At 46.2% G+C, this 22,679-nt stretch carries 24 protein-coding genes; 6 read left to right on the forward strand and 18 right to left on the reverse strand.

Translation table 11 applies throughout. The annotated features are described in order from the left end of the window. Positions 1 to 19: 19 nt before the first annotated feature. Both ACZGCQ_RS14610 and ACZGCQ_RS14615 read right to left on the reverse strand, forming a co-directional pair. Entirely contained in the window at positions 20 to 541 is a 522-nt protein-coding gene (locus ACZGCQ_RS14610) for an NUDIX hydrolase (RefSeq protein ID WP_481266704.1), read from the reverse strand. 18 nt (positions 542 to 559) lie between these two features. Next, positions 560 to 1,054, reverse strand: coding sequence for an LURP-one-related/scramblase family protein (locus ACZGCQ_RS14615; protein ID WP_047394907.1), 495 nt, complete (start codon positions 1,052 to 1,054; stop codon positions 560 to 562). 230 nt (positions 1,055 to 1,284) lie between these two features. Between ACZGCQ_RS14615 and ACZGCQ_RS14620 the strand changes: the two genes are divergently transcribed. After that, complete coding sequence (locus ACZGCQ_RS14620) at positions 1,285 to 2,280, forward strand: tRNA dihydrouridine synthase (RefSeq protein WP_029343007.1); 996 nt, start codon at positions 1,285 to 1,287, stop codon at positions 2,278 to 2,280. 45 nt (positions 2,281 to 2,325) lie between these two features. On the opposite strand, the gene ACZGCQ_RS14625 is transcribed toward ACZGCQ_RS14620, so the two are convergent. From ACZGCQ_RS14625 to ACZGCQ_RS14645, 5 genes are all read right to left on the reverse strand, one after another. Beyond that, positions 2,326 to 2,838 (reverse strand): SF0329 family protein, encoded by a 513-nt coding sequence (locus ACZGCQ_RS14625; protein WP_481266705.1) that lies wholly within the window; start codon positions 2,836 to 2,838, stop codon positions 2,326 to 2,328. 31 nt (positions 2,839 to 2,869) lie between these two features. After that, complete coding sequence (locus tag ACZGCQ_RS14630; RefSeq protein ID WP_481266706.1) at positions 2,870 to 5,629, reverse strand: glycoside hydrolase family 3 protein; 2,760 nt, start codon at positions 5,627 to 5,629, stop codon at positions 2,870 to 2,872. 16 nt (positions 5,630 to 5,645) lie between these two features. Beyond that, the gene (locus ACZGCQ_RS14635; RefSeq protein ID WP_481266707.1) at positions 5,646 to 6,710 is read right to left on the reverse strand and encodes an alpha/beta hydrolase; all 1,065 of its coding nucleotides are present in this window, start codon (positions 6,708 to 6,710) and stop codon (positions 5,646 to 5,648) included. A gap of 192 nt (positions 6,711 to 6,902) precedes the next feature. Further along, entirely contained in the window at positions 6,903 to 8,090 is a 1,188-nt protein-coding gene (locus ACZGCQ_RS14640; protein ID WP_481266708.1) for a DUF4317 domain-containing protein, read from the reverse strand. Between the two features lie 82 nt (positions 8,091 to 8,172). Then, positions 8,173 to 8,370: a hypothetical protein gene (locus tag ACZGCQ_RS14645; protein WP_481266709.1), complete on the reverse strand. Its 198-nt coding sequence runs from the start codon at positions 8,368 to 8,370 to the stop codon at positions 8,173 to 8,175. Between the two features lie 192 nt (positions 8,371 to 8,562). On the opposite strand from ACZGCQ_RS14645, the gene ACZGCQ_RS14650 reads away from it, so the two are divergent. The 4 genes from ACZGCQ_RS14650 to ACZGCQ_RS14665 all read left to right on the forward strand — a co-directional run bounded on the left by ACZGCQ_RS14650 (position 8,563) and on the right by ACZGCQ_RS14665 (position 10,149). Further along, complete coding sequence (locus tag ACZGCQ_RS14650) at positions 8,563 to 9,183, forward strand: HNH endonuclease family protein (protein ID WP_396133879.1); 621 nt, start codon at positions 8,563 to 8,565, stop codon at positions 9,181 to 9,183. Between the two features lie 15 nt (positions 9,184 to 9,198). Next, positions 9,199 to 9,438, forward strand: a complete 240-nt coding sequence (locus ACZGCQ_RS14655; protein ID WP_481266710.1) for a hypothetical protein — start codon at positions 9,199 to 9,201, stop codon at positions 9,436 to 9,438. A 156-nt stretch (positions 9,439 to 9,594) separates the two neighbouring features. Continuing rightward, complete coding sequence (locus tag ACZGCQ_RS14660) at positions 9,595 to 9,747, forward strand: hypothetical protein (RefSeq protein WP_481266711.1); 153 nt, start codon at positions 9,595 to 9,597, stop codon at positions 9,745 to 9,747. Positions 9,748 to 9,774: 27 nt separating this feature from the next. After that, positions 9,775 to 10,149, forward strand: a complete 375-nt coding sequence (locus ACZGCQ_RS14665; protein ID WP_481266712.1) for a hypothetical protein — start codon at positions 9,775 to 9,777, stop codon at positions 10,147 to 10,149. Position 10,150: 1 nt separating this feature from the next. On the opposite strand, the gene ACZGCQ_RS14670 is transcribed toward ACZGCQ_RS14665, so the two are convergent. Then, positions 10,151 to 10,549, reverse strand: a complete 399-nt coding sequence (locus ACZGCQ_RS14670) for a GNAT family N-acetyltransferase (RefSeq protein WP_481266713.1) — start codon at positions 10,547 to 10,549, stop codon at positions 10,151 to 10,153. A gap of 103 nt (positions 10,550 to 10,652) precedes the next feature. Then, entirely contained in the window at positions 10,653 to 11,411 is a 759-nt protein-coding gene (locus ACZGCQ_RS14675) for a hypothetical protein (RefSeq protein ID WP_481266714.1), read from the reverse strand. Between the two features lie 271 nt (positions 11,412 to 11,682). Between ACZGCQ_RS14675 and ACZGCQ_RS14680 the strand changes: the two genes are divergently transcribed. Then, positions 11,683 to 13,452 carry a hypothetical protein gene (locus ACZGCQ_RS14680; protein WP_481266715.1) on the forward strand — a complete coding sequence of 590 codons (1,770 nt, stop codon included), beginning with the start codon at positions 11,683 to 11,685 and terminating at the stop codon, positions 13,450 to 13,452. A gap of 129 nt (positions 13,453 to 13,581) precedes the next feature. On the opposite strand, the gene ACZGCQ_RS14685 is transcribed toward ACZGCQ_RS14680, so the two are convergent. The 9 genes from ACZGCQ_RS14685 to yycF form a co-directional block, all read right to left on the reverse strand. Continuing rightward, the gene (locus ACZGCQ_RS14685) at positions 13,582 to 14,760 is read right to left on the reverse strand and encodes a protein kinase family protein (protein ID WP_481266716.1); all 1,179 of its coding nucleotides are present in this window, start codon (positions 14,758 to 14,760) and stop codon (positions 13,582 to 13,584) included. Between the two features lie 119 nt (positions 14,761 to 14,879). Next, positions 14,880 to 15,359 carry a 23S rRNA (pseudouridine(1915)-N(3))-methyltransferase RlmH gene (rlmH, locus tag ACZGCQ_RS14690; protein ID WP_023469837.1) on the reverse strand — a complete coding sequence of 160 codons (480 nt, stop codon included), beginning with the start codon at positions 15,357 to 15,359 and terminating at the stop codon, positions 14,880 to 14,882. A gap of 72 nt (positions 15,360 to 15,431) precedes the next feature. Further along, positions 15,432 to 15,593, reverse strand: coding sequence for a CxxH/CxxC protein (locus tag ACZGCQ_RS14695; protein ID WP_023469838.1), 162 nt, complete (start codon positions 15,591 to 15,593; stop codon positions 15,432 to 15,434). 143 nt (positions 15,594 to 15,736) lie between these two features. Then, positions 15,737 to 17,026 carry a S1C family serine protease gene (locus ACZGCQ_RS14700; RefSeq protein WP_481266717.1) on the reverse strand — a complete coding sequence of 430 codons (1,290 nt, stop codon included), beginning with the start codon at positions 17,024 to 17,026 and terminating at the stop codon, positions 15,737 to 15,739. A gap of 106 nt (positions 17,027 to 17,132) precedes the next feature. Further along, positions 17,133 to 17,924: an MBL fold metallo-hydrolase gene (locus ACZGCQ_RS14705; protein ID WP_023469840.1), complete on the reverse strand. Its 792-nt coding sequence runs from the start codon at positions 17,922 to 17,924 to the stop codon at positions 17,133 to 17,135. Between the two features lie 10 nt (positions 17,925 to 17,934). Further along, positions 17,935 to 18,771 (reverse strand): two-component system regulatory protein YycI, encoded by an 837-nt coding sequence (locus tag ACZGCQ_RS14710; protein WP_394679000.1) that lies wholly within the window; start codon positions 18,769 to 18,771, stop codon positions 17,935 to 17,937. Between the two features lie 6 nt (positions 18,772 to 18,777). Further along, a complete protein-coding gene (gene yycH / locus ACZGCQ_RS14715; RefSeq protein ID WP_023469842.1) occupies positions 18,778 to 20,094 on the reverse strand; it encodes a two-component system activity regulator YycH in 1,317 nt (438 codons plus the stop codon). After that, positions 20,091 to 21,941 (reverse strand): cell wall metabolism sensor histidine kinase WalK, encoded by a 1,851-nt coding sequence (gene walK, locus ACZGCQ_RS14720; protein WP_029343019.1) that lies wholly within the window; start codon positions 21,939 to 21,941, stop codon positions 20,091 to 20,093. The genes yycH and walK overlap by 4 nt, the downstream gene beginning before the upstream one ends. 2 nt (positions 21,942 to 21,943) lie before the next feature. After that, positions 21,944 to 22,651 (reverse strand): response regulator YycF, encoded by a 708-nt coding sequence (yycF, locus tag ACZGCQ_RS14725; RefSeq protein WP_053451973.1) that lies wholly within the window; start codon positions 22,649 to 22,651, stop codon positions 21,944 to 21,946. Between the last annotated feature and the right edge of the window lie 28 nt (positions 22,652 to 22,679).

Here is a 22,679-nt window from a genome sequence, read left to right on the forward strand (position 1 = left end):
TCACCGGAAGGGCTTGTTTTTATACTTCATTATGGGCGCCGTAGCTATGACGAAGGGCAAACAATAGTCGAATCAATGATTCATGATACCCGATGAACCATCCTTCTTCGATCCCGTTGACAATGGCTTCTTCTGTCATCCAGGCGACACGCTGGACTTCTTCTTCCTGTAGCGTCAACGTCGACAGATCCACTTCCTGCTCGACGAGATAATAATCATCAAAACCGATTTCAAACGGAATCGTCAAATGGGGACGAATGCCCATGAAATCGATGTCGAGTCCAAGTTCTTCCGCCAATTCACGTTGCGCCGCCATCTGACTCGTATCCCCACTAATCGCACTGCCGCCGACCGTCACATCCCACATGTTCGGCCAACCAGATTTGAACGGTTGCCGTTGTTGGACGAGCATCTCTCCTTTGGCGTTAAAGACACAGACGTGAATCGTCATGTGATAATCCCCGGCTGTATGTGGCGTTCCCCGTGTCCAGAGTCGTCCTGTTTTCTTGCGATCTGGTGTATATACGTCCCACTGTTCCATCCTAAATCATTCCCCTTTTTAATCAATGAAAGATGTAGAGTTCGAACTTTCCTCCGCCTTGACGCAATCAATCGCGACGACGAGGGCGATCAACAATTCTTCCATCGCTTCATCTTCGACTTCAATGATGTACTGATCAGTCCAAGAAATCCATTTTTTCTGAACGCGACCAATCCGTTGCCCTTGTTGTAGGACTTCAAAATCAACATCCCACCAGTCACCCGTCACTTCGAATTGATCCGAGTTGATCGTATAGCGGTCCTTGAAGAACGTGAACTCTTTAATGATTTCAAACGATTGCCCTGCTGCTTCGACATAAAAGACCGGTCGGAAACTGAACGTTTTCTTCGTGATTTCCGCGACTTCCTCTCCATCTCGGTTCGTCACGCTGAACGACTTCGGAAGTTTCATAAAGCTGCCCTCGATGTGATAGGCGTCGTGCCCTGCCTCGTCTTGAATCGAGAATCGTCCACGTAAACTAAACGCTTTTTCTTTCATGTAGAGTGTATGCATACCGGTCTCCTCCTTTAATGTATAGTCTCATTTACGCGATCATCGACGGAAAAGATTCAATATCTGGAAACTACCTCCGTCCAACTTTCTCTTATTTCCTTCATTCCCTCCTGCATCTAGTGAATCGTATCCCTTACTTGCACTTTTTAGCGAGAGCGCTTAAAGTGTATAGTTGATGAAATTCTTTAACCACACATGTGCATTACCTTAAGGAAAGGGTTTAATATACTATGAAAAAGAACTTTTGGCAGGACTTACCACGACCATTTTTCGTCTTAGCACCGATGGAAGACGTCACCGACGTCGTCTTCCGCCACGTCGTCGCAAAAGCGGCGCGTCCGGACGTCTTCTTCACGGAATTCACGAATACAGAAAGCTATTGTCATCCGAAAGGCAAACAGAGCGTCCGTGGACGTCTTGAGTTCACGGAGGATGAACAACCAATGGTCGCTCACATTTGGGGTGACAAACCGGAATATTTCCGCGAAATGAGTATCGGCATGGCAGAGATGGGCTTTAGCGGGATCGACATCAACATGGGCTGTCCCGTCCATAACGTTGCTGTTAACGGTAAAGGCTCCGGCTTGATCAATCGTCCGGAAGTGGCAGCTGAACTGATCCAAGCTGCAAAAGCGGGCGGTCTTCCAGTCAGCGTCAAAACACGTCTCGGCTACACGAAGGTCGAAGAGTGGCACGATTGGTTGCGCCACATCCTCGAGCAAGATATCGCGAACCTCTCGATTCACCTCCGGACACGTAAAGAGATGAGTGCCGTTCCAGCGCACTTCGAATTGATTCCGGAAATCAAGAAGTTACGTGATGAAATCGCACCACAGACGTTACTGACGATCAACGGGGATATCAACGATCGCCAACACGGTCTTGAACTCGTCGAGAAATACGGTGTCGACGGTGTCATGATCGGTCGCGGGATCTTCCACAATCCGTTTGCATTCGAAGTCGAGAAAAAAGAACATTCGAGCCAAGAACTCCTCGATTTGTTACGTCTGCAGCTTGATCTGCACGATCATTACTCGGCTCAATTCGAGCCCCGTCTCTTCAAGCCATTACGCCGGTTCTTCAAGATTTATGTCCGCGGATTCCGCGGTGCGAGTGAACTGCGGGTCAAATTGATGGAGACGAACTCAACGGACGAAGTGCGTGCTTTACTCGACGCTTTCGTTGAAGAAGAAGGGATTCACGAGGTCAACTCGTTTTCAATCTAACAGCAAAGCACGCCTCCTCGTCTTGAGGAAGCGTGCTTTTTCGTATCACCAGCGTTCGACGGTTTGCCGCGTATTCGCACACCATTGTTCAAAGTCAGACTGATGCGTCAGCAACAGGAAACGTCGTTTGCCGAGTCGCCGATCGAGCCGTGCGATACCACGGATGAAAGGATGTGGATGAACAAGCGCTTGTTCGAATGCGAGGTTCGGGTACTGCAACAAGTCCTGTTGGATCTCGTAGTTTTCCAAGTATCCGTCTTGTTTGACTTGTCGTTCGATCTCAGCGGATAACGCATGCGACTGCTTTAACCAGTCGAACTGCCATAGCAATCCGGCTGGTTTTTCCGGTAACTGTGCAGCTTGTAACGCATAGCGCCGATCGACTTCCCGTTCGAAGTGAAAGTCGTCTGCTCCGAGAATCTCTTCTCCGTCAAACGTCACCCAGACACGACTAGGACTATCTTGAATCCGGTAGACAGCTGCATGAAAAGCAATCCGTCCCTGTAACGACGGGGCGAGCAGTTGCTCGACCCGTTTTTTGATGATGGAAAACTGCAAGCGATCCGTCCTTTCCGTCCGACTAATGTGATTAGCCGTTCTTCATATGAAACGATTCCGCAAGCGTGAACGTCAACTCTTTTAACTCGAGACCGCCGAGTGCAAAGTAGAGTTTTAAATAGTTATGCGGATTGAAGACGAAGACGTCCTTCGTCTGGCTGACCCATTCACCGTTCGTTCCGTTGAAGGTGAAGGTCGCGACCGGCATGTTGTTCGCAAATAGTGTCACCGGCATCTGTGCCAGTTCGCCGGCATTCGAACGTGCCGTCAACGTGACCTGGTACATTCCTGTCTCTTCCGCCGTGACAGCGAAGACGTGACTGCTGCCTGTCGTCGTCGTGACGTCCGTTAACGGGAAGGCATCTCCGCTGACGAGACGTTGGTGCGAGACCGCTTGATCTTCGAGCGTCTCTTCTTCGACCGGTGCCCCGAGGACCTCAATCGATGTTGCTGTTCCCATCACACGGTCCATGACTGGTGAACGCAACAGGAACTGACAGATGTTCGCGGCACTCCGCAGTAACTCGGAACGTCGAAGTGTTCCGTCGGCGAGAGCCGTCAACGTATCATCCTCGAATGGATTCGTTCCTGGTTCACCGACGACCATGTAGAGATCGTTTTGCGAACGGACCATCGTCGCCGTTTGTTGACGGTTTGCTTCCAAACCTTCGGCGTTGATTTTCGCCCACCAATCCGTCATGACGATCCCGTCAAAGCCCCACTCATCGCGCAAGATACGTGTGTTCTGATCGTATAAGCCGGCAGTCCAGATGCCATTGACGGCACCATACGTCGTCATGATCGAGTAGGCTTTCCCGTCTTTGACGGCCATCTCGAACCCTTTCAGGTACAACTCACGCAACGCCCGTTCTGATACGATTGAATCCAGATCATGCCGGTGGAATTCTTGGTTGTTGGCACTGAAGTGTTTCAACGTTCCCGTCACACCCACCCGATGCATGCCGTCGAGTTGTGCCACGGCCATTTTTCCAGTCAGATACGAATCTTCCGAGAAATACTCGAAGTTCCGTCCATTGAGTGGATGGCGGTGAAGATTCATCCCGGGTCCAAGCAACGTATCAATCTCGTTCTTTCGTAACTCAAGACCTGTCATCTCAAATAGATCGGCGATCAACGTCGTGTTGAACGTCGAAGCAAGCAACGTTCCGTTCGGTAACGAGAAGGCTTTCGTCCCGATGTCCATCCGGATCCCAGACGGACCATCCGCACAACAGCCTGCTGGAATACCAAGTGCTTCGAGTTCTGTCGTCACGCCACCAAAGGCGCCCGCCGTTCCCGGTGTAACGCGCGGTGAGTTCATCCCTTCCCCCCGGACGATTGCCGCGAGATCCGCATCCGTCAATTGATCGAGGAACGTCTCGAGCGTGACCCGTTCTTCTTTGACATCGCGTAACTTCCAACCGGCGTCCTCCGTTTGTGTCCGTTCAACGGGACGCTCCTGTTGACGACGCTGTTCCGAATCGATCGTCCGCAGTGGTGTTGCTTCATACGTCACCGTATATCCCGTTTCGGTCGCTTGTGGTTTGATGCGTTCAAACGCCGTCACCGGCGCCATGTTTTCCGTTAAGACGTCCGTGACGTCAAGCGTCTCGACGGAATGGATTGCGACTGGAACCGCCGACCGGACGTCCGTTCCAAGATAAAGCTGATACGTGCCCGGTTCGACGACATAAGACGATTTATGCCCAGTGACGCCACTATCGTCATAACTCGCAAACGAGGTGAACGGTACGACGAGTGTGAGAGATTCTTGCTCGCCCGGTGCGAGTTCTTCTGTCTTGCCGAACGTCACGAGTTGACGCGTTGGGTTCCCGAGTTGTCCCTGTGGTTTCTCGAGATAACCTTGTACGACTTCCTTCCCGCTCGTCTGCCCGGTATTCGTCACCGTCGCTGTAATCGTCCAAGCATCAGCTGACGTCGTCACATCTGTCGTCAGGTCGAACGATGTATACGATAATCCGTACCCGAACGGATACAAGACCGCTTCCGGTGCGAACGTCTCGAAATAACGGTACCCGACATAGATGTCTTCTTGATACAGCGCACGATCAGCATGACCGAAGTGGGGTGTCGACGGATAATCATCGAGTGAACGGACGATCGTATCCGGTAATTTTCCGGACGGTGAGACGCGGCCGAGCAAGAGATCACTCAGTCCAGTTCCCCCTTCCATTCCTCCTTGCCACGCGTAAAGGACAGCACTTGGCGCCGTCTCTTCGACCCAGCGCATATCGATGATGTTCCCGACGTTCAAGACGACGACGGTCTGTTTGAAGTGTGTCGTCACGAGTCGGAGCATCTCCTGTTCCGTCTCCGTTAAAAAATAACTCCCTGGATCCGCTGTATTGTCGCGGTCTTCCCCAGCCGTACGACCAATCATGATCAAGGCAACATCGGAATCAAGCGCTGCTTGTTGAACGAGTGTCGCGTCAAGCGGCATCTCTTCTTGCGACCACGGCTCGGCCGCCCAGCCTTCGCCTTGGTCAAACGGATGGTCTTCAAGCCAGTTCTCGTACGCCTTGAGGACGTCTGCGTTCAGCGTCACGTCTTCGCGTAGCATATCGAGTGGACTGACGACGTTCGTAACGTTGACCATCCCGCCTGATCCTGTTCCACTTTTATAGTAGTTGAACTGATTACGTCCGAAGACAGCGACCGTCGATGCGGGTTGCAACGGGAGCACACCATCATTTTGTAAAAGGACCGCCCCTTCCGCGACGGTTTGTCGTGCGAGTTTTGTATAGGCTTGCCAATCGAGTGTGTATGTCATACGTCATCCACCTTTGTTAGTTAGTTTGAGAAAAGAGTCGTTTTAAGTCTTTCGCGATTTCGTCTAAGCTGTCTTCGGCTTGCGGATACAGACCGAGTTTATCAAGAAAGGCATGTTCCATCCCGCGGTACTGGAGATAACGAGTCTTAACGCCGGCGCGCGCCAGTTTTTTCGCATACGCTTCTCCTTCAAGACGTAAGTAATCAAACTCTCCCGTAATGACGAGTGCCTCTGGTAGATCGTCGAGCGTCGCGAACAACGGTGAAATCCGTCGATCCTTCGAATCACTCGCTTGGACATACCATTGCTCGAGGATACCTTCTTCATCTTGAAGCGAGAGAATGATCCGTTCGAGTAGCTCCGGTTCCGTTTGTCGATCATACACTTCAAGCGTCCAGTCATATTCCGAATTCGGATGTTCCCCAACATTGACGACTGGATAATACAAGACTTGATAGCGAATGTACGGCGTCGGACGCTCGCGGTCAAGCAAACAACAGACCGTCGCCAAGTTCCCACCGGCACTATCACCGGCGACAGCGATCGCACCTGGATCAATCCCAAGTCGATCAGCGTGTTCGACTGCCCAATCGATCGCTGCATGACAATCCTCAAGCCCTGTCGGAAACGGATGCTCTGGCGCCAATCGATAACCAACCGACAAGACGGCGACGTTCCCCTTATCGGCTAATGCCTTACATGGGTTCTCGACCGTCTCGAGCGTGCCACCGAAAAAACCACCGCCATGGAAATAGACGACGAGCGGGAGCGGACGCGCCGCTTCCGGACGATACAGCCGTGCTTCGATCGTGGTACCGGGTCTTGGGATCGCGAGGACGTCCGTCGCAATCTGTCGTGTCGACACGTCTTCGTTGTCCCACCCCATGCCGGCACGTGCCAGTTCGACTGGCGACGCCCCTTCTGGAATCGAGACCGATGGACGCTGCGTGAGAACGACCTCACGGACACGCGGATCGAGTGTTCCTGGAGTCGAGACGTCAGGAATCGGCTTATCGACGATTTCGAGTCCGTCTTGATGAATCGATGAACAATTTCGTAACGTCCGCAGTAAGTCTTGCATCGATGCGGTAGACAAATGGATCGCTTCCCTTCTGGTCAAACCGTTATCGAAAGCGCTTTCGATAACGGTTAAAAAAATTTCGAATGCCTCTTTTTTAAAAAAAGAGACCGCTTACATCACAATATACCTGTCTTTGACAGGAGAAGCAAATGTTTCACCTAAAAAAATCAGCGCAGTCGCCTGCGCTGATCCTCATCGTAATTGTTCTTGTGAAACGATTGTAAAACCATCAATGACCGTGTCTTCCTCGACCTCGATCAACAGGCAGCGTTTCCCTTGATAGTTGACTTGTTTGACGTACTTCAAGTCTTGCGGACTGATCGCGATGTTCGCGACCTTCGTATTGATTTTAATCGATTTCGCTTCATAGTTCGGGACGATGTTACTCGCTTTCATCTCGTATGTCGGATCGTCGACGACCGTCTTGAATGCCCGTTCGACTTGTTCCGTGCTGACGTCTTCGACACCACTTGCCTTGAGGACACGCTCGACTTCCTGAACGTCGAGCATCGGTACTTCTTCCTCATCCTGATCCTCTTCGACGACGATCAACTGATTGATGTTTTCATAGACACCGGCTAACGTCTTCGTATCCATCGATTCACCGACGACCGATTTGACGATCTCCTCGAAGATCGCTTTATCCTCATCTGCCGTGACGATCGGTTGACCGTTCAAGACATTTTCAAGGAAGCCAAAATCCGGTTTATTCGGCTTGCCCGCCGCATACAAGACATGATTGACGTCTGCTGCATTGTCGGTGAAGGTCGGGAAGAGGAATCCACCAATCGGCGACGCCAGTTTGATGACCGGATTGATGAACAAGTTCGACTTGAATTCCCGTTCGACAAAATCAAAGACGAGTGATTGTTTCGGTAACTCCGTTAAGTTCAGGCTACCGAGGATGAACGGTGTCGTATAGACGTCGTCATTCGGATCGATCTCTGTCTCGTCCGCTTGGCGCTTCGTTGTTTTATAGTATTGCCCACGAATGAATGTGACGACGAGGTCGTTCTCGTACTGGATGTCCTGGACCATCTTCAACGCCATCGTCTGCATCTGCTCGACCCAGTCCTCCGGCTCTTCCGCATACAGTCCTTCGTAAAGGAGCTGCTGTGTGTGACTCGTCTCTCCTTCTTCCGGATGCGTGAACTTGACCTCGAACAGCTTGACGTCGAGTTTTCCACCTAATACTTTCTTGAAGTTCGCGAGGAACAGCTCCTGTTGTTCCGGATCAAGCAATGGAAACGGTCGGGCTTCCTCATGATAGATTTCGCTCGTCTCTTTTCGGATATAGACGTTGTAGATTTCATGGATTTTTAGTAAATCGGCATCCATCTTGAAGTGACGACGGATGTCGGCGATGTCTTTTTTATTCATGCATACCAGCTCCTCAAATCATTAAAATCCTGCTTCCTGAAAAGCGTACCATATGCGAGATGACCCGACATCTTTTAGAAAATCAATGCGCACGGAACGAATACGCGCGTGTGACAGGATTAACGATCTCATATTCATATTCCTGGTGGGCAGCGCGAGCTTGCGTGATACAATTTTCTAGTTCTTTTGTGTTGAAATAACGTTGTGCTTCCGTCAACGTGCCACTTACGACTAAAAAGATACCGAACACGATCAACCATCCTCTGATTCGTTCGTTCATTATGTAGTCCCCTTTCTTCTCCACCTAAATCCTAACATCAGACCCTTCAATATAATGACAAAAGTTTAATTTTAATAACATTTACACGATATTCATTTTCTCCTAAATAAGTGATGCCATACTAAAAATTGTGAAGGGTGTCTTCACATCATCTCGTCTCATACATAGGAGGAATGACACGTGTTCAAAGCCATCAAGTCCATCGTCATCACTACGCTCGTCTGCCTGACCGCTTTCCAATTCGATACGACATCCGTTTCCGCACTGCCCTCAGGGATCTCGTCGAAAGCGACGGCACAGTCTCAACTCGATGCCTTAACTGTTAAAACAGAAGGCAGCATGACCGGTTATTCGCGTGATTTGTTCCCGCACTGGATCAGTCAAGGAAGCGGCTGTGATACACGACAAGTCGTCTTAAAACGTGACGCTGATTCATATGTCGGATCGTGTCCCGTTACATCTGGTTCTTGGTATAGTTACTATGACGGACTGACATTCACGAACCCGTCTGACCTCGACATCGATCACGTCGTACCACTTGCCGAAGCATGGCGTTCAGGAGCAAGCAGCTGGACGACAACGACACGTCAAGCGTTCGCAAACGATTTAACAGGTCCGCAATTGATTGCTGTCTCTGCAAGCTCGAACCGTTCAAAAGGGGATCAGGATCCGTCGACATGGAAGCCGACAAGAGCAGGTGCGAGCTGCGCTTACTCGAAGATGTGGATCAATACGAAGAGTCGTTGGAACCTCAGCTTACAATCGAGTGAAAAAACCGCCTTACAAACGATGTTGAACACATGTACATACTAAAAAGGAGTCGATTCGATGGAAACGAAAACCTCTACCTTTACCGCCACACATGGTGTCATGACGCAAGAAGTCGGTGTCATCAGCGGTGAACTCGAACTCCGGACGACATGTCAGGAGGACGGAATGTTGGAACTGAAGATTGCTTACGTCGGGGCGATAGACGTCTATACGTTACCCGGAAGTTATCGTGTCCATGACGTTCGGGATCATGACGTCATCCATCAGATGCTCGTCAATGTACTAGAGCGAACATAATGAAAAACAGACGCTGTCCAAGTTAATGGACGGCGTCTGTTTTCGTTCTGCATATTCAAAATCAGATTATCATTATTTACTAAAGCATGCGTTTTATCTGACGTTCTATCCGGTATAGTGAAAACAACGTCATTATCCTTTCGGGAGGAATACTTCATGCGAAACGTTTTGATTCCAACCGGCGTCATCTTAAGTGGTGCAGGTCTCTACATGGCATTAGAAGGTCATGTGCCTGCGTTACTCGTTACGGGTATCATCATGCTGTTTGGTTTCGGTATTGGTATCAGCACAAAAGAAAAGTCGGAGTAATCTATAGGTACAGTCAGGGGGATAACTATGATTCAACAATTCATCAAGGAACAGCAGTCACACGCTACTATTGGCGGGTTTATCGCTAAGTCTGTCGATCCGATCCTCGCCCACGTCAATCCATCGCGTTTACAAGACAACGATCTTGTACTATTGATTCAAGCTGATCAATCGATTGTTGTCTTTTTTGCTAATTCACAAGATCAATCAGGTTGGACGCCACTATTACGAGAGCAAATTCATCCATCGAAAAGTCTACTCGCACCTAAGACATGCTATTTCAAAATTAAGTACGGTGAATATGCCGGAACCTATTTGATTTCACCAGATTTGATTGTGAATGATCAATTCAAGAGTGAGAAAGATTATTTAGAAGTTCTAACATCAACAACGAATAAGTAACTCATAAATGTTTTATCAAGACGATTTCGTCTTTAATCGGAACTCCCTTTTCATTGTATAACGGGATTTCCGGTTTTATTTTGCGTGCAAAGTCCACGGCATTCGGAATCAACTGCGATATTGTATATCCCCGATGTTGATAGAAACGTATCGCATGCTCATTATCATTCGTCGTAACGAGTGTCAGCAAGTCGCATTGTTGCTGTGCTGCCCTTTCTTCTACCACTTGCATCAATTGTGAGCCGATTCCTTTTCCTTCCTCAAGACTATCCAGCGAAATGATTTCGCACGTCTGTGAAGTCATATGATAGGTAATCAGTCCAATGATTTCATGATCATCGTTCATGACATAAAATCCGTCTAAGAGACTGCAATCATGAACACCTGTAGACGTTACCATTTGCGAACTGCCCCAGTGATTGGTAAAAAAGGCTTTAACCTGACTACGTGTTTCCTCTTCAATGAACTGAATAATCAATATGTCCTTCACTCATTTCTAATGTTTATTCTATATAACGATTCCAAGTTAAGTATTCATCTAAGTCTTTCCACGTTAATAGCGTATATGGAGTGCCTGTCTCTAATTTTATCGATACATTCTCTGCTATTACTTTTATGCGTTTAGCTGGATTGTCTCTTTTTCCTGCAGGATAAACAGCTACTTTATCAAATAATAACTCTCCATCTGCTTGCATTTCTGTTCTGAAATCTAACAGATCGATTTGATCTTTTGAAGGAATTTCTTTCCCTATCCAATCACATATTTCAAAAAGAGGATATCGATCTTTCGTCCATTGTTCAATGATTTCGATGACCTTAAGAATCATGAAATCACCTGATGGTAATTGATAACTGATCGCATCACCAGTCTTTAAATTTGTTTCAGCTATAAATCTCTTTGGTACTTTTTTGGCTTGTGGCTGCGGAGAGTTAAGTTTTTCTTTCAATTTATAAAGAATGACTTCACGCTTCTTTTTCAATTTAGGATCTTCTTCCCAACGATCAAGGTCAACACCACTATCAATGATATGCAATGCCTCACGTTTCACTTCATCTTGAAGTCTTCCTAATTTCCACTGTATTAAGGCAAAAGATAACCAAAAAGCTGTAATCTCTTCATCGTCTATCTCATCTAAGTATTCTTCAATAACAACTTTCGTTGCTTCTTCATTCGTAAAATTGTCGCCTAATAAATCCTTATATCTAAAGCTAATATCTTCTGCTATGTCATCAGACAATATCGCTACTCCCCAAGCGCCCATCAGTTCTACACCTCCATGGTTTTCATGTATTTTTTATTAATTGAAACGTTGACTTATAGAATAAAGCTTCAAAGACACTTAAGATGTGCTTTACCGCCGAAAAAAAATAAACTCTACATATTACTTATGATACGGCTCTCCGTACTACATTTAAATGAAGTTTATTTTATGATTTTCAAAACAAATAATAAATCTATTTATTCATATAATAAATAAACATAAATGGTATAATATTTACAAAATTATTCTTTTCACTTAAGGGGATTGAAATATGATAGAAAGACTGTCGTTAAGCGAAGCAGCATACTTCTACCATCTTAATGCTCAACTCTCAAAAACATTTATTAATAAGTTATTTACTAATATATCGACCAAAAAATTCGGGTCATATACAACAAGAGTAGTCAATGAATTATATTCGTTAGATGGTATAGATATTTCATATTCACTTTGTATATTTAAATACAAAGATACTCCAAACTTTTTAAATAATTCTGGAGATGAAAAAGAGTTAAAATACGCATACTTATTGATGATTCAATACTCAAATATGCTAATAATCAATAAAAGAAATATCAGTGGACTTAACACTTTATTAAAAGACTTAATAACTGAAATCGATTATGCAACAATTTCTCGTTTATTTCTAAACACTGATTCGTCTTTTGAAAAATTGTCAATGTTAAATATGGATATTAATAATGATGTTGTGAGAAAACGTAATATAGAAGCAATTGATTTACGTAAATCTTTTTCACCGATTTATTCCAGTAAATATATTGTAAATAACTTAAGGATACAAAATTATGATACAAGAATCTCATTAGCTTTAAATACTTCAAAAATAAACAGACTAGGTGGAAAAGTATCTTTTGATGAGTATGTTAGATGGTCAATCGAAGTTGTTGATATTGTTAATTCATTCGAATTAACAGAATCTTATCTTGATAATTTCGCTTTACCTGTAAATACTCGGGAAGAGCTTCACAGACTAAAACCTACTTCAATTTTATTCGTTTTTAACGATTTAATTGAGGATTTGGAAAATGGACTAATTGAAGAAACTACTTATTTTTATAAAAAAAAGCAAAAAAAAATCTCTTTAGATAATTATCTTGAGCAATTTAATACTTTTTTTGAACTTGAAGAAAATAATAGTGATTCACTTTCGAATTTTCACAAAATCATCAATTTAACAGATAAAAACTTAGTACTTAAAAAAAATCAGTCTTCTCTTTCTCTAAATTCAATTAAATTAAAAAATATAATTATTAAGTATCAATCAAAAACAATGAGTTTCATGGAGTACATTAATAAGAATCAAAACTTTATTGTTACGTTTTCAGAAATAAACTATGTCTATGCTAATAAAAAACTTTTCAAAGATACCCAACTATTAGGGAACTTAGATACATTACTAGATGTGCTAGAACCTTATGATTCTCTAAGTACAGTCAATTCCGAGAAAGGAAACTATGCTTCTACTTCCACAGAATTTGATCGAAATTCTCTCTTCTTTTTTATCGAAAATACACTTGCGACAAATGTAGATTATTTATTCTGTGATGATTTGGGAAATGAATTTGCAGATTTTATCTCTATAAAAAACTCTAAAAGTGTATGTTACTACCATGCCAAGAATGGAAGTAGTAGTCTTTCCGCATCTGATTTTCATGTAGTTATTAGTCAAGCATTGAAGAATATAGGGAACATGAATATGTCAACTACTGATTTAAATCGTAAGTTGTTAAGATGGAACAATAGTATAAGTGGTACTAATATTGCATTAAAACGAATAGGAGATTCAATCGAAAGTGGAGGGAGATCCCTTATTAAAACATTGAATTCTCCGAACTCTTTTAAAGAAATCTATATCGTAGTAAATTTTTTATCAAAGAGTGCTTTAGAAGAGGGATTGATAAATTTAAGGGAAGGTCATCATTGTCGTAATGAAATCATTCAAATACTATGGCTACTCTCTTCCTTTATCTCGACATGTAAAGAGTTAGGCATAATAGCTCATATTACCTGCTTACCTTGATTGGAATGCGGTTAGTTATGTACTAACCGCATATTAAATTACAATTAACTTATTTTCATTTATTATTAGTTTTTTAAGCTATTATACTTTTAATAAAACTCAATGATAAATCAAAATTTCACTATTGATTCAAACAATTTTTAAGAATAAGTTCTTTAAATCATGCACATTTTTTGGCCGTACGCTGTAATCATGATTTAGACCAGCATCAATAAACTGATTTAAACCATCGTTACTTGTCCTTTTTATAGTAATCTTCCCAGTCATAACAAAATACATTACATAGGTAAGAGCATAAATTTCATGGTGCAAAGTATACTTTTGAAAGCCTAAATGCTTTAAAGTAGGATCGTTGAATCTTCCTTTAAACTCTGTGTCTAGTGCCGTTAATTGACTATCTTCTAATTTGACTAACCCAAAATCTGAAACTTTTACTACAAGCGCGTCATCATATTCATTTAAAAGAATATTATTAGGACTAATATCACGGTGAAGAAGATTTTTGCTATGTATGTATTCAAACGCTTTGAAGATTTGATAAACTATCTTTTTTCTATCATCAATCGAAAGTTCAGAGTTCTTTACAGTTATGTATTTATAAAGATTCCAATTCATATATTCCATCACATATTGATTCTGATCATCATTATACGTAAAAACTTCAGCAACGTAGGGAGAATTTAATAATTTTAACGTTTCATATTCTAATTTAAATCTTTCTATTTCCTTACTAGTTAAGTCTTTCTTCGCCTTTTTCACTATAAAATGTTTATTATAAAAAGAATCCTTATACTTATAAATATTTGCATAAGAACCTTCATCAAAATGTCTCATAACTACCTGATTATTAAATGAAGGAGATTTGATTTTTATACTATGAGCCAATGAAAAAATTGGCATTTTATAATAAATATTTATCTTTTCCATATCAGCGGGTATTGTACTTCCGCCACTCATGCTTAAAAACTCTTCGCATTGTTTAAATACATTCACATAATAATCATCAATATGAATCGGTGTATCAGTATCCTTTAACTTATGGTATAAAAATTCAGACACCTCAATGCATCTGAGTAGCGTACGACTTGGATCAGCCCAAAAATGAGCTGTTCCATTTTTTGTAGGTAGTCTAGTATTCATTTGTTTAATGGATTCTGAAATATTGGAATGAAGCTTGATGAGTAGAGCTTTTATTATCTCATGTTCAATGTCATTATAAATATCTAAATATTTTGGATGGAAGTCTAAATAATCAATTTCTTCTAATATACTAACTACTGTATTTTCTACTTCTCTTGATATTATCATTTATTTCATCCTTTCAAGAAATTGTTCCCAAAAATATAAATAATGAGATGGAATGAATAAGTAAAGGTAACATGATTCTGAAAAATACCACATTATCATCACTTATTCATATTTCTAATTTACTTATGATACGGTTCATTCCGATTAATCCGATACGCCCGATAAATCTGTTCACAGAGAATCATCTTCATCAATTGATGTGGGAATGTCATCTTCGAGAACGAGATCGTATCATTCGCACGCTGCATCACTTCTGGTGCGAGACCAAGTGATCCACCGATGACGAAAGCAATTTTACTCTTGCCGTATGTCGCGAGTTGATCGAGTTCTTTTGCGAACTGTTCGCTCGTTCGTTGTTTTCCTTCTATAGCAAGTGCAAGGACATGAACGTCAGGTCCGATCTTCGCTAAAATCCGTTCGCCCTCTTTTTTCTTCACTTGCGCCATCTCCGCTTCACTCAACTGCTCTGGTGCCTTTTCGTCCGCGACCTCGATTTCTTGGATCGAACAGTAGGCGCCGAGACGCTTCGTATATTCGGCGATACCTTGCTTCAAATACTTCTCTTTTAGCTTTCCGACCGTAATGATGGTAATTTGCATCTTTTTTCTCGCTTTCTGACAGAAAATTCAGGAGTTATCCACAGAGTTATCCACAAATCCACATGTTGATATTTATTTTTTGCTTGACACAAGATATGTTGCCGGTGCGTCGCAGTATTCACAGGTGATGTTTTTTTCTGGATTTAGCTGATCGAGAATCGGGTATTGTTCTGTTTCATCCACGATTTCGTCAAGTGCGAGCTCGACATGTTCTAAACAAACGTACTTATCCACAGGTGGTCTCCTCCTTTCACTTATCCACATTTATCCGCTTCCAGTATAACAAATATCAACCTTCCTGACCGGAAAAGGGCAGGTTTCCTCACTCAAAAAACCATCCACAGGTCGGACCTGTGGATGGTTTTTCAGGTTATGCCTTATTGAACAGTTGGTGACTGAGCCGACAACTTCACATCTGCTGTCTGTTTTTCACCGCCACGGTAGAACGTGACTTTGACTGTATCACCGACTTTTGCATCCCGGTAGAGGACACTTTTTAAATCCGCGAACGATGCGATCGCTTTTCCGTTGATCTCAACGATGACATCGTTTGCCTTCATTCCCGCTTTTTCGGCTCCACTATTACGGGTTAGACCAACGACGACGATTCCTTTCGTGACATCATTCGGTAATTTCAGACGATCTTCGCGGTACCCGCTTGGGAATTCCTGCACGTCACGAATCTGAATCCCGAGCTGTGGACGAACGACTTCACCATTTTGCTCGAGGTCACGCATGATTGGTAACGCTTCGTTGATCGGAATCGCAAATCCGACTCCTTCAACACTTGCTTCTGCAATCTTCATCGAGTTGATCCCGATCAATTGACCGGCTGTGTTGATGAGCGCTCCACCCGAGTTCCCTGGGTTGATCGCTGCATCGGTTTGGATGACTTCCGTGTTGAAGTCTTGCTGTCCATCCTTGTTCGTATCAACTGGAACTGTCCGTTCCTGCGCACTGATGACACCGCGCGTGACCGAGTTTGCGAAAATCCCGAGCGGGTTCCCGATCGCAAGGACCGTTTCACCGGCACGTAACGTATCCGAATCCCCGAGTTTTACGACTTGTGTCACTTTCGATGAATCAATCGAGAGGACCGCTAAATCGTACGTCGGATCTTCTCCGAGGACTTTTGCCTCGAGTGCTGTTCCGTCGGATAACGTCACAGACAAGCGGTTCGCCCCTTCAACGACATGGTAGTTCGTGACGACATAGGCTTTATTCCCGTCTTTTTTATAGATGACGCCGGACCCTGCACCCGTTTCCTGATCGGTTCCTTGAAACGAGCTCTGAAGGTTCGTTACGCTCACGACGGCTTCCTTCGTCTTACCGACAGCACCGACGATGTCGGCTTCATCCTCTGTCGTCTGTGTTGCAGTCTGTTCCGCTGTCGTCGACGAAATCGGAGTCGGACTCGTCATCTCATCGCGGACGAACGGCCACGCGACGAGAGCAATCAACAAGGCTCCGACGATTCCGCCGATCAGACCGACGAAAAATGCTTTTCCGGCACCGCGACGACGCGGTGGTTCTGGTTGTTCTTCATATGGTTCACGATAAGGGCTGACCGGTTCGCTCGTTGCCGGCTGACGGGGCGGGAAGCCGCTCTCATCGGATGACTGTTCGTATCGTTCGGATTCGTTCCGTGGTTCTTCGGGTCGATCCATCGACATACGCCTCCTTCATGACTCTCTTTACACAAGTATACCCCCATCACGTGGCAAGTGAGCCAAATGTGGGGGTCTTTTGAGCATATTCAGTAATTTCCCATAATCAAAGCTTCAGGAGCGGCGTCGGAATGACCGGATCCGTGTCGAGAAGCTGAATCTTACTCAGATCGACGTCACGGCTCGCGAGCGTCTGGGAGACACTCATCCGGGCGAGTTCCTTCATGTTGTTGTCCTTGCTCAAGTGGGCCATGTGGATGCGTTTCGTCCGGTCGTCAAGGACCTCGCTCATCGCGATTGCGGCGTCCTCGTTCGAGACGTGTCCGTAGTCGCCGAGGATCCGTCGTTTAACGCTCCACGGGTAATGTCCCATCTGGAGCATGCCGATATCATGGTTCGCTTCGAAGATATAAGCATCCGCGCCCCGAATGACACCTTTCATCCGGTCTGAGACGTATCCGGTATCGGTGATGTGTGCCAACCGTTTTCCTTCATGCGCGAACTGGAAAAACATCGGATCGGCTGCATCGTGACTGACGTTAAATGATTCGACTTCGATGTCACCGAACTGCTTGACCTCTCCGACTTCCCAGAGGAACTTCAGCGCCGGATCAATCTTGCCGATCTTCGCTTCCATCGCTGCCCACGTCTTTTCATTCGCATAGAGCGGGATGTTGTACTTCCGTGCCATGATGCCGACGCCTTTGATATGGTCGGAGTGCTCATGGGTGACGAACAGACCATCGATGCCATGCGGCGACCGGTCGATCTGGTCGAACAAGGCGAGCATCGCCTTGCCGGTCAGTCCCGCGTCGACGAGCAAGCGGGTCTGTTCACTTTCGATATAGAGGGCGTTCCCCGTCGAGCCACTGGCCATGACGCTGTAGTGTAGGCTCATCGTGCATTCCTCATTTCTCTGAGACTGTATCCAATCGTTCGACGGTCTGGACACCGCCGTCAATCGCATTGACGAAGTAGACTTCTTCATTGTCGAGCTCGATTTGCCACGTTGGCGGCAGGATTTGGACCGATTCCGTTCCTTCCGTGACGAGACAGAAATAACCGAGCTTGTGACTCGTCAACCGTTTCGATGCCGGGAACAAGCCTTGTTCCGACAACTGGACGATCGCTTCACTTGCCGATAACAACGTCACGTCCTGTGCTTGCCGGACGACCTTGTTCAAGTGGCGTTGTTTGTAGCTGACGATTTCCTTCGCATCGTTGAGCTGCAAGACGAGCAGGGACGGTCCGATCATCGCATCGTCCTCACGCGACTGCTGTGGTGTCGAATAGAGCGGCTGTCCCTTATACGTCTGAACGAATGTCATCTCCTGATACTTACTATCATACTTCCAAAATGTATATTCGGCACCATACCGAACGGATGCCTGGACGAACGATGAAGCGGAATCCCGCATCGTCTTCGTTTCGAGTCGATACGGTTTCGTCAACCGGACCGAATACTCGACATCATTCTTGACGGAGGCGACCGCATCACGAATTGGTGAACTCGCCAGTGGCGCCAGCGTCCGCGCGTCGACTTCGGCTGTTAAATAGCCGATGTCCCGCGTGACTGGTTGCAGTTTTTTCTCGTCGATTTGACGATCCTTCAAGATCGATTTCCCGGTCGCACTCGTCGCGACGATCCGCGGCTCGACCATCCGGTCCATCAATTGAATGGCGAGGTAGACGTTCAGGATCAAAAAGGTCAGCATCAATAAGGTCTTCGCTTTACTCCAGTCCATTCATCCTCACCCCTCATTCCCGACAGCTTGATTGATCGATTGCCAGACACCGTCGATCTTAATGAACCACGTTGGCTCAAAGACAGCATAACGGCTCGTTGAAATCTTATACGTCATCTCATATCCAATCCGGATCCCACTGATCTCTTTTAAGAGATCAGCACGGCTCAGACGTTCGAGAACCGTTTCAACGGCTGGTACCGTTTCTTCCCGAAGGATGAGTTTCCGCTTCGCCCGAAGCATGCTACGGCTGAGCGATCGGACTTGATTTTCCTCATACATGATCTTCAGTGTCGCGAGATCGAACTTCGTCTGTTCGAGCAGCGGACCACTCTCCCCAAATACCGGATATCGGTTCAGATACAATCGGAACGTCGCCGTCTGTTCCTCACTCTTTTTACTCATCTGATCAAAGTAATACCGGAAACCACTACGCTGGGTATCTTGATCGAGCCAGCCCCCATGAATGTTGACATAGCTGACGAGCGTGCTGTAATCGACGGTCGAGCTTTGGGTGTTCGGCGATAACGTGTTGAAGCGATACACATTGTAGTTTCGGTCATACGTCGAAACGCTGACACCGTCCGTCAAGACGTCGAGATCATCCCGACTCTTGATTTGCTGGACGTTCGAGTTTTCAGCGAAAAAGGCACTCCGGATGCGGTCGAGTGGTTTTGGCGATTGCCCGACCTCGTCATAGACGAAGACTTGCTCTAGTCGCGTCGTACCGCTCGCGACATACGTATAATCGCCACCTTTGAGTTCGACGCGTGTCATCGGTTTTTTCTTATCATGCGCGAACAGTCGCTTCAGAACCGTCTCATCGCCGACGAGCTTGAAGTCCTTCAAGCGACCGGTCGCCGACTCGAGACGGAGGATTGGTCCATCATAATCGAGTAAATAGAGCCGTTTGATCGGTTCCGAGAAAGCGATTTGTTTTTCTCCGAGTAACTCTTCAAGGATCGTCGCACTGATCGGTGTCGGGAAAATCATCTCGACACTCCGGTCACCAACCGGGATGTTATTCGCTTTATCCGTCAAGACGAGGACACCGATGTTAAACGACGCACCGATTCGGTTAAGGAAGGTCCGACCGATGATTTGTGTCTGATAGATCCCTTCCTGGTCCGAATAGACGAGTAGTTCCGGGTTAATCAGTTGGTTGCTTTCAATCGTCTTTGAGGCATCGATCTCGTTGAACGAGACCTGTTCCCGCTCGATTGATTCACTGCTTGGATGATAGGTCCAGAGCATCGCTGTCTGAGCGATCGAACCGGCGACAAGCAGGACGAGTAACAGCGAACTCCAGTGTTGTTTCTTCATCCGGCATCCACCTCTTCGATCACCTCATACGGAAGCGTGAAGTAAATCGTCGTGCCGCGTCCCCATTCACTTTCTGCCCAGATGTCGCCACCATGTGCTGAAACGACATCTTTTGCGATCGACAGACCAAGACCGGTGCCGCCGATTTTACGGGCACGGGCTTTATCGACACGATAGAAGCGTTCGAAGATTTTTTGGAGATTCGCTTTCGGGATTCCGACACCTTCATCCTTGATGCTGATGACGATCCGTTTTGCCCGGAGCATCGTCCGAACGGTGATCGTTCCGCCTTCCGGTGAGTACTTGATTGCGTTCGTCAGGATGTTGTCTGCGACCTGAATCAATTTATCCTGATCACCACGGATGTAGACTTTCCGCTTCATGATCTTACGACGGAAACGAATCCGTTCCGGCTTCGTCATGTCATGTCGATCGAGAATCTCATTCAGGAACTGAATGTAATCAAAGCGGACCTTGTTCATTTTGTATTCCTTACTGTCCATCTTCGACAGTTGTAAGAGATCGGTGACGAGGCGGATCATCCGCTCCGTCTCGTTCTGTGTCGTCTCAAGGAAACGTGGGGCGAGTTCCTCGTCCTGATACGCTCCTTCTGCTAAGGCTTCAAGATAGCTGCGCATCGTCGTCAGCGGTGTCCGGAGCTCATGACTGACGTTTGCGACGAATTCGCGACGATCCTGTTCGACTTGCTCCTGTTCCGTGACGTCATGCAGGACGACGATCATCCCGGTAATTGGACCACTGTGTTTCTTGACGGGCGAGAAGAATGCCCGGACGAGGAACAGTTCATCCTCACTACTGAAATCAAGTAGACGCGGTGGCATCGTCCCGTCTTCCGGAATCATGAAATCGTCACCGAGCGCTAGTAAGTCCTTCAAGTTCGTTCCGACGACGCTCGCATCATCTGCACCGACGATATCCTTCGCTTGATCGTTCATTAAGATGACGCGCAGCGTCCGGTCCGTCGCGATGACGCCATCGGTCATGTTCTCTAGGACGCTCGTCAACTTCCGCCGTTCAGCTTCCGTCGTCGCGTTTGCTTCGAGCAACTCATCCGTCAATTCGTTGAACGAACGAGCGAGTTGCCCGATCTCATCGTCTGAATAGACCTTAACCTTCCGTGAGAAGTTCCCGCGTCGCATCTCGATCGCTTGCCGCCGCATATCAGAAATCGGGCGCGTGATCGTCCGCGACAGCAAGACACCAAGAATCGACGTGATGACGAGAGCGATGACCGTTCCGGTCGCAAGAATCCGCGTGACTTGTTGCATCTGCGAATAGATCGACTCCATCGAGGCGCGGACATAAATCATACCGGTCGTGACGCCGTCTCGTTCCGAGGTGACCGGTACGGCAAAGATTCGGATCTTATCCTCTGATTCCGGATCAAGCACGGTGTCCGTCCGGGTCGAGCTTGTTGCCTGTGCTTTTTTAATCAATGAATTCGTCGCCCGTTGTCCGACCGCCGACTGATTCTCGTTATCCGATGTTGCCTGGATGATCGAGTCCTGGTCGATGATCTGGACTTCGAGGATGTCGTTCCTTGAGGTGGAGCCATTACTAAACTCAGACAGCAGTTGCCCTAGTGATTGGGACAACTGCCGCTTGGAGGCGTCATCATCGCCTGTTTTATCGAATTCCTTCCCGACGTTATAGGCGACAAGACCTGCCCGGTCCTCGACCGACTTCGAGAAGTTCGTAATGTACTGCTTTTCAAGGGAACGAACGAAATAGACGCCAATGACCTGCATCGCCACTAAAATCAATAAGGCATAGATGACGACGAGTTTCCATTGGATGGATTTAAAGAAGTTCGTTCCTTTTAACATCGTTATTCATTCTCCCCATCTTGGAGATAGTAGCCGACACCACGACGCGTCATGATATAGACTGGCGTACTTGGGTTATCTTCGACTTTCTCACGAAGACGACGTACTGTGACGTCGACCGTCCGGACATCACCGAAGTAGTCATAGCCCCAGACCGTTTGCAACAAATGTTCACGTGTCATGACTTGACCAATGTTTTTCGCGAGGTAATGCAACAATTCGAACTCACGCTGCGTCAGCTCGATCTTTTGATCCTTGCGTGTCACTGTATGCGAATTCGTATCGATATACAGTTCTCCAACCTTGAGTGGACCTGGACCAGCAGGTTGTGGTGTTGCTTCCGGGCTTGTGTTGCGGAGGTGGACTTTGACACGGGCGAGTAACTCACGTGAGCTAAATGGCTTCGTCACGTAATCGTTCGCGCCAAGCTCAAGACCAAGCACCGTATCAATCTCAGAATCCTTCGCTGTCAACATGATGATCGGAATCTTCGACGTCTTCCGGACTTCCCGGCAGACTTCCATCCCGTCCATTAATGGGAGCATGATGTCGAGTAACATCAAATCCGGTTTGAACTCCTCGAATTTTTCTAATGCCTCCACGCCGTCGTTTGCGATCGCGACCTGGTAGCCTTCTTTTTCTAATTTAAACTTGAGTATATCTGCAATCGGTAACTCGTCATCGACGACTAGAATTTTGCGTTCCGTCACTGGGTGTGCCCCCTTAAAAATTTCTATT

The sequence above is a fragment of the Exiguobacterium sp. HSB13 genome (assembly GCF_056764755.1).

Coding starts and splice junctions, on each gene's coding strand:
- ACZGCQ_RS14610 (WP_481266704.1), bottom strand. CDS start 541: ATGGAACAGTGGGACGTATATACACCAGATCGCAAGAAAACAGGACGA.
- ACZGCQ_RS14615 (WP_047394907.1), bottom strand. CDS start 1,054: ATGCATACACTCTACATGAAAGAAAAAGCGTTTAGTTTACGTGGACGA.
- ACZGCQ_RS14620 (WP_029343007.1), top strand. CDS start 1,285: ATGAAAAAGAACTTTTGGCAGGACTTACCACGACCATTTTTCGTCTTA.
- ACZGCQ_RS14630 (WP_481266706.1), bottom strand. CDS start 5,629: ATGACATACACACTCGATTGGCAAGCCTATACAAAACTCGCACGACAA.
- ACZGCQ_RS14635 (WP_481266707.1), bottom strand. CDS start 6,710: ATGCAAGACTTACTGCGGACGTTACGAAATTGTTCATCGATTCATCAA.
- ACZGCQ_RS14640 (WP_481266708.1), bottom strand. CDS start 8,090: ATGAATAAAAAAGACATCGCCGACATCCGTCGTCACTTCAAGATGGAT.
- ACZGCQ_RS14645 (WP_481266709.1), bottom strand. CDS start 8,370: ATGAACGAACGAATCAGAGGATGGTTGATCGTGTTCGGTATCTTTTTA.
- ACZGCQ_RS14655 (WP_481266710.1), top strand. CDS start 9,199: ATGGAAACGAAAACCTCTACCTTTACCGCCACACATGGTGTCATGACG.
- ACZGCQ_RS14660 (WP_481266711.1), top strand. CDS start 9,595: ATGCGAAACGTTTTGATTCCAACCGGCGTCATCTTAAGTGGTGCAGGT.
- ACZGCQ_RS14665 (WP_481266712.1), top strand. CDS start 9,775: ATGATTCAACAATTCATCAAGGAACAGCAGTCACACGCTACTATTGGC.
- ACZGCQ_RS14670 (WP_481266713.1), bottom strand. CDS start 10,549: ATGGTAACGTCTACAGGTGTTCATGATTGCAGTCTCTTAGACGGATTT.
- ACZGCQ_RS14675 (WP_481266714.1), bottom strand. CDS start 11,411: ATGGGCGCTTGGGGAGTAGCGATATTGTCTGATGACATAGCAGAAGAT.
- ACZGCQ_RS14680 (WP_481266715.1), top strand. CDS start 11,683: ATGATAGAAAGACTGTCGTTAAGCGAAGCAGCATACTTCTACCATCTT.
- ACZGCQ_RS14685 (WP_481266716.1), bottom strand. CDS start 14,760: ATGATAATATCAAGAGAAGTAGAAAATACAGTAGTTAGTATATTAGAA.
- rlmH (WP_023469837.1), bottom strand. CDS start 15,359: ATGCAAATTACCATCATTACGGTCGGAAAGCTAAAAGAGAAGTATTTG.
- ACZGCQ_RS14700 (WP_481266717.1), bottom strand. CDS start 17,026: ATGGATCGACCCGAAGAACCACGGAACGAATCCGAACGATACGAACAG.
- ACZGCQ_RS14705 (WP_023469840.1), bottom strand. CDS start 17,924: ATGAGCCTACACTACAGCGTCATGGCCAGTGGCTCGACGGGGAACGCC.
- ACZGCQ_RS14710 (WP_394679000.1), bottom strand. CDS start 18,771: ATGGACTGGAGTAAAGCGAAGACCTTATTGATGCTGACCTTTTTGATC.
- yycH (WP_023469842.1), bottom strand. CDS start 20,094: ATGAAGAAACAACACTGGAGTTCGCTGTTACTCGTCCTGCTTGTCGCC.
- walK (WP_029343019.1), bottom strand. CDS start 21,941: ATGTTAAAAGGAACGAACTTCTTTAAATCCATCCAATGGAAACTCGTC.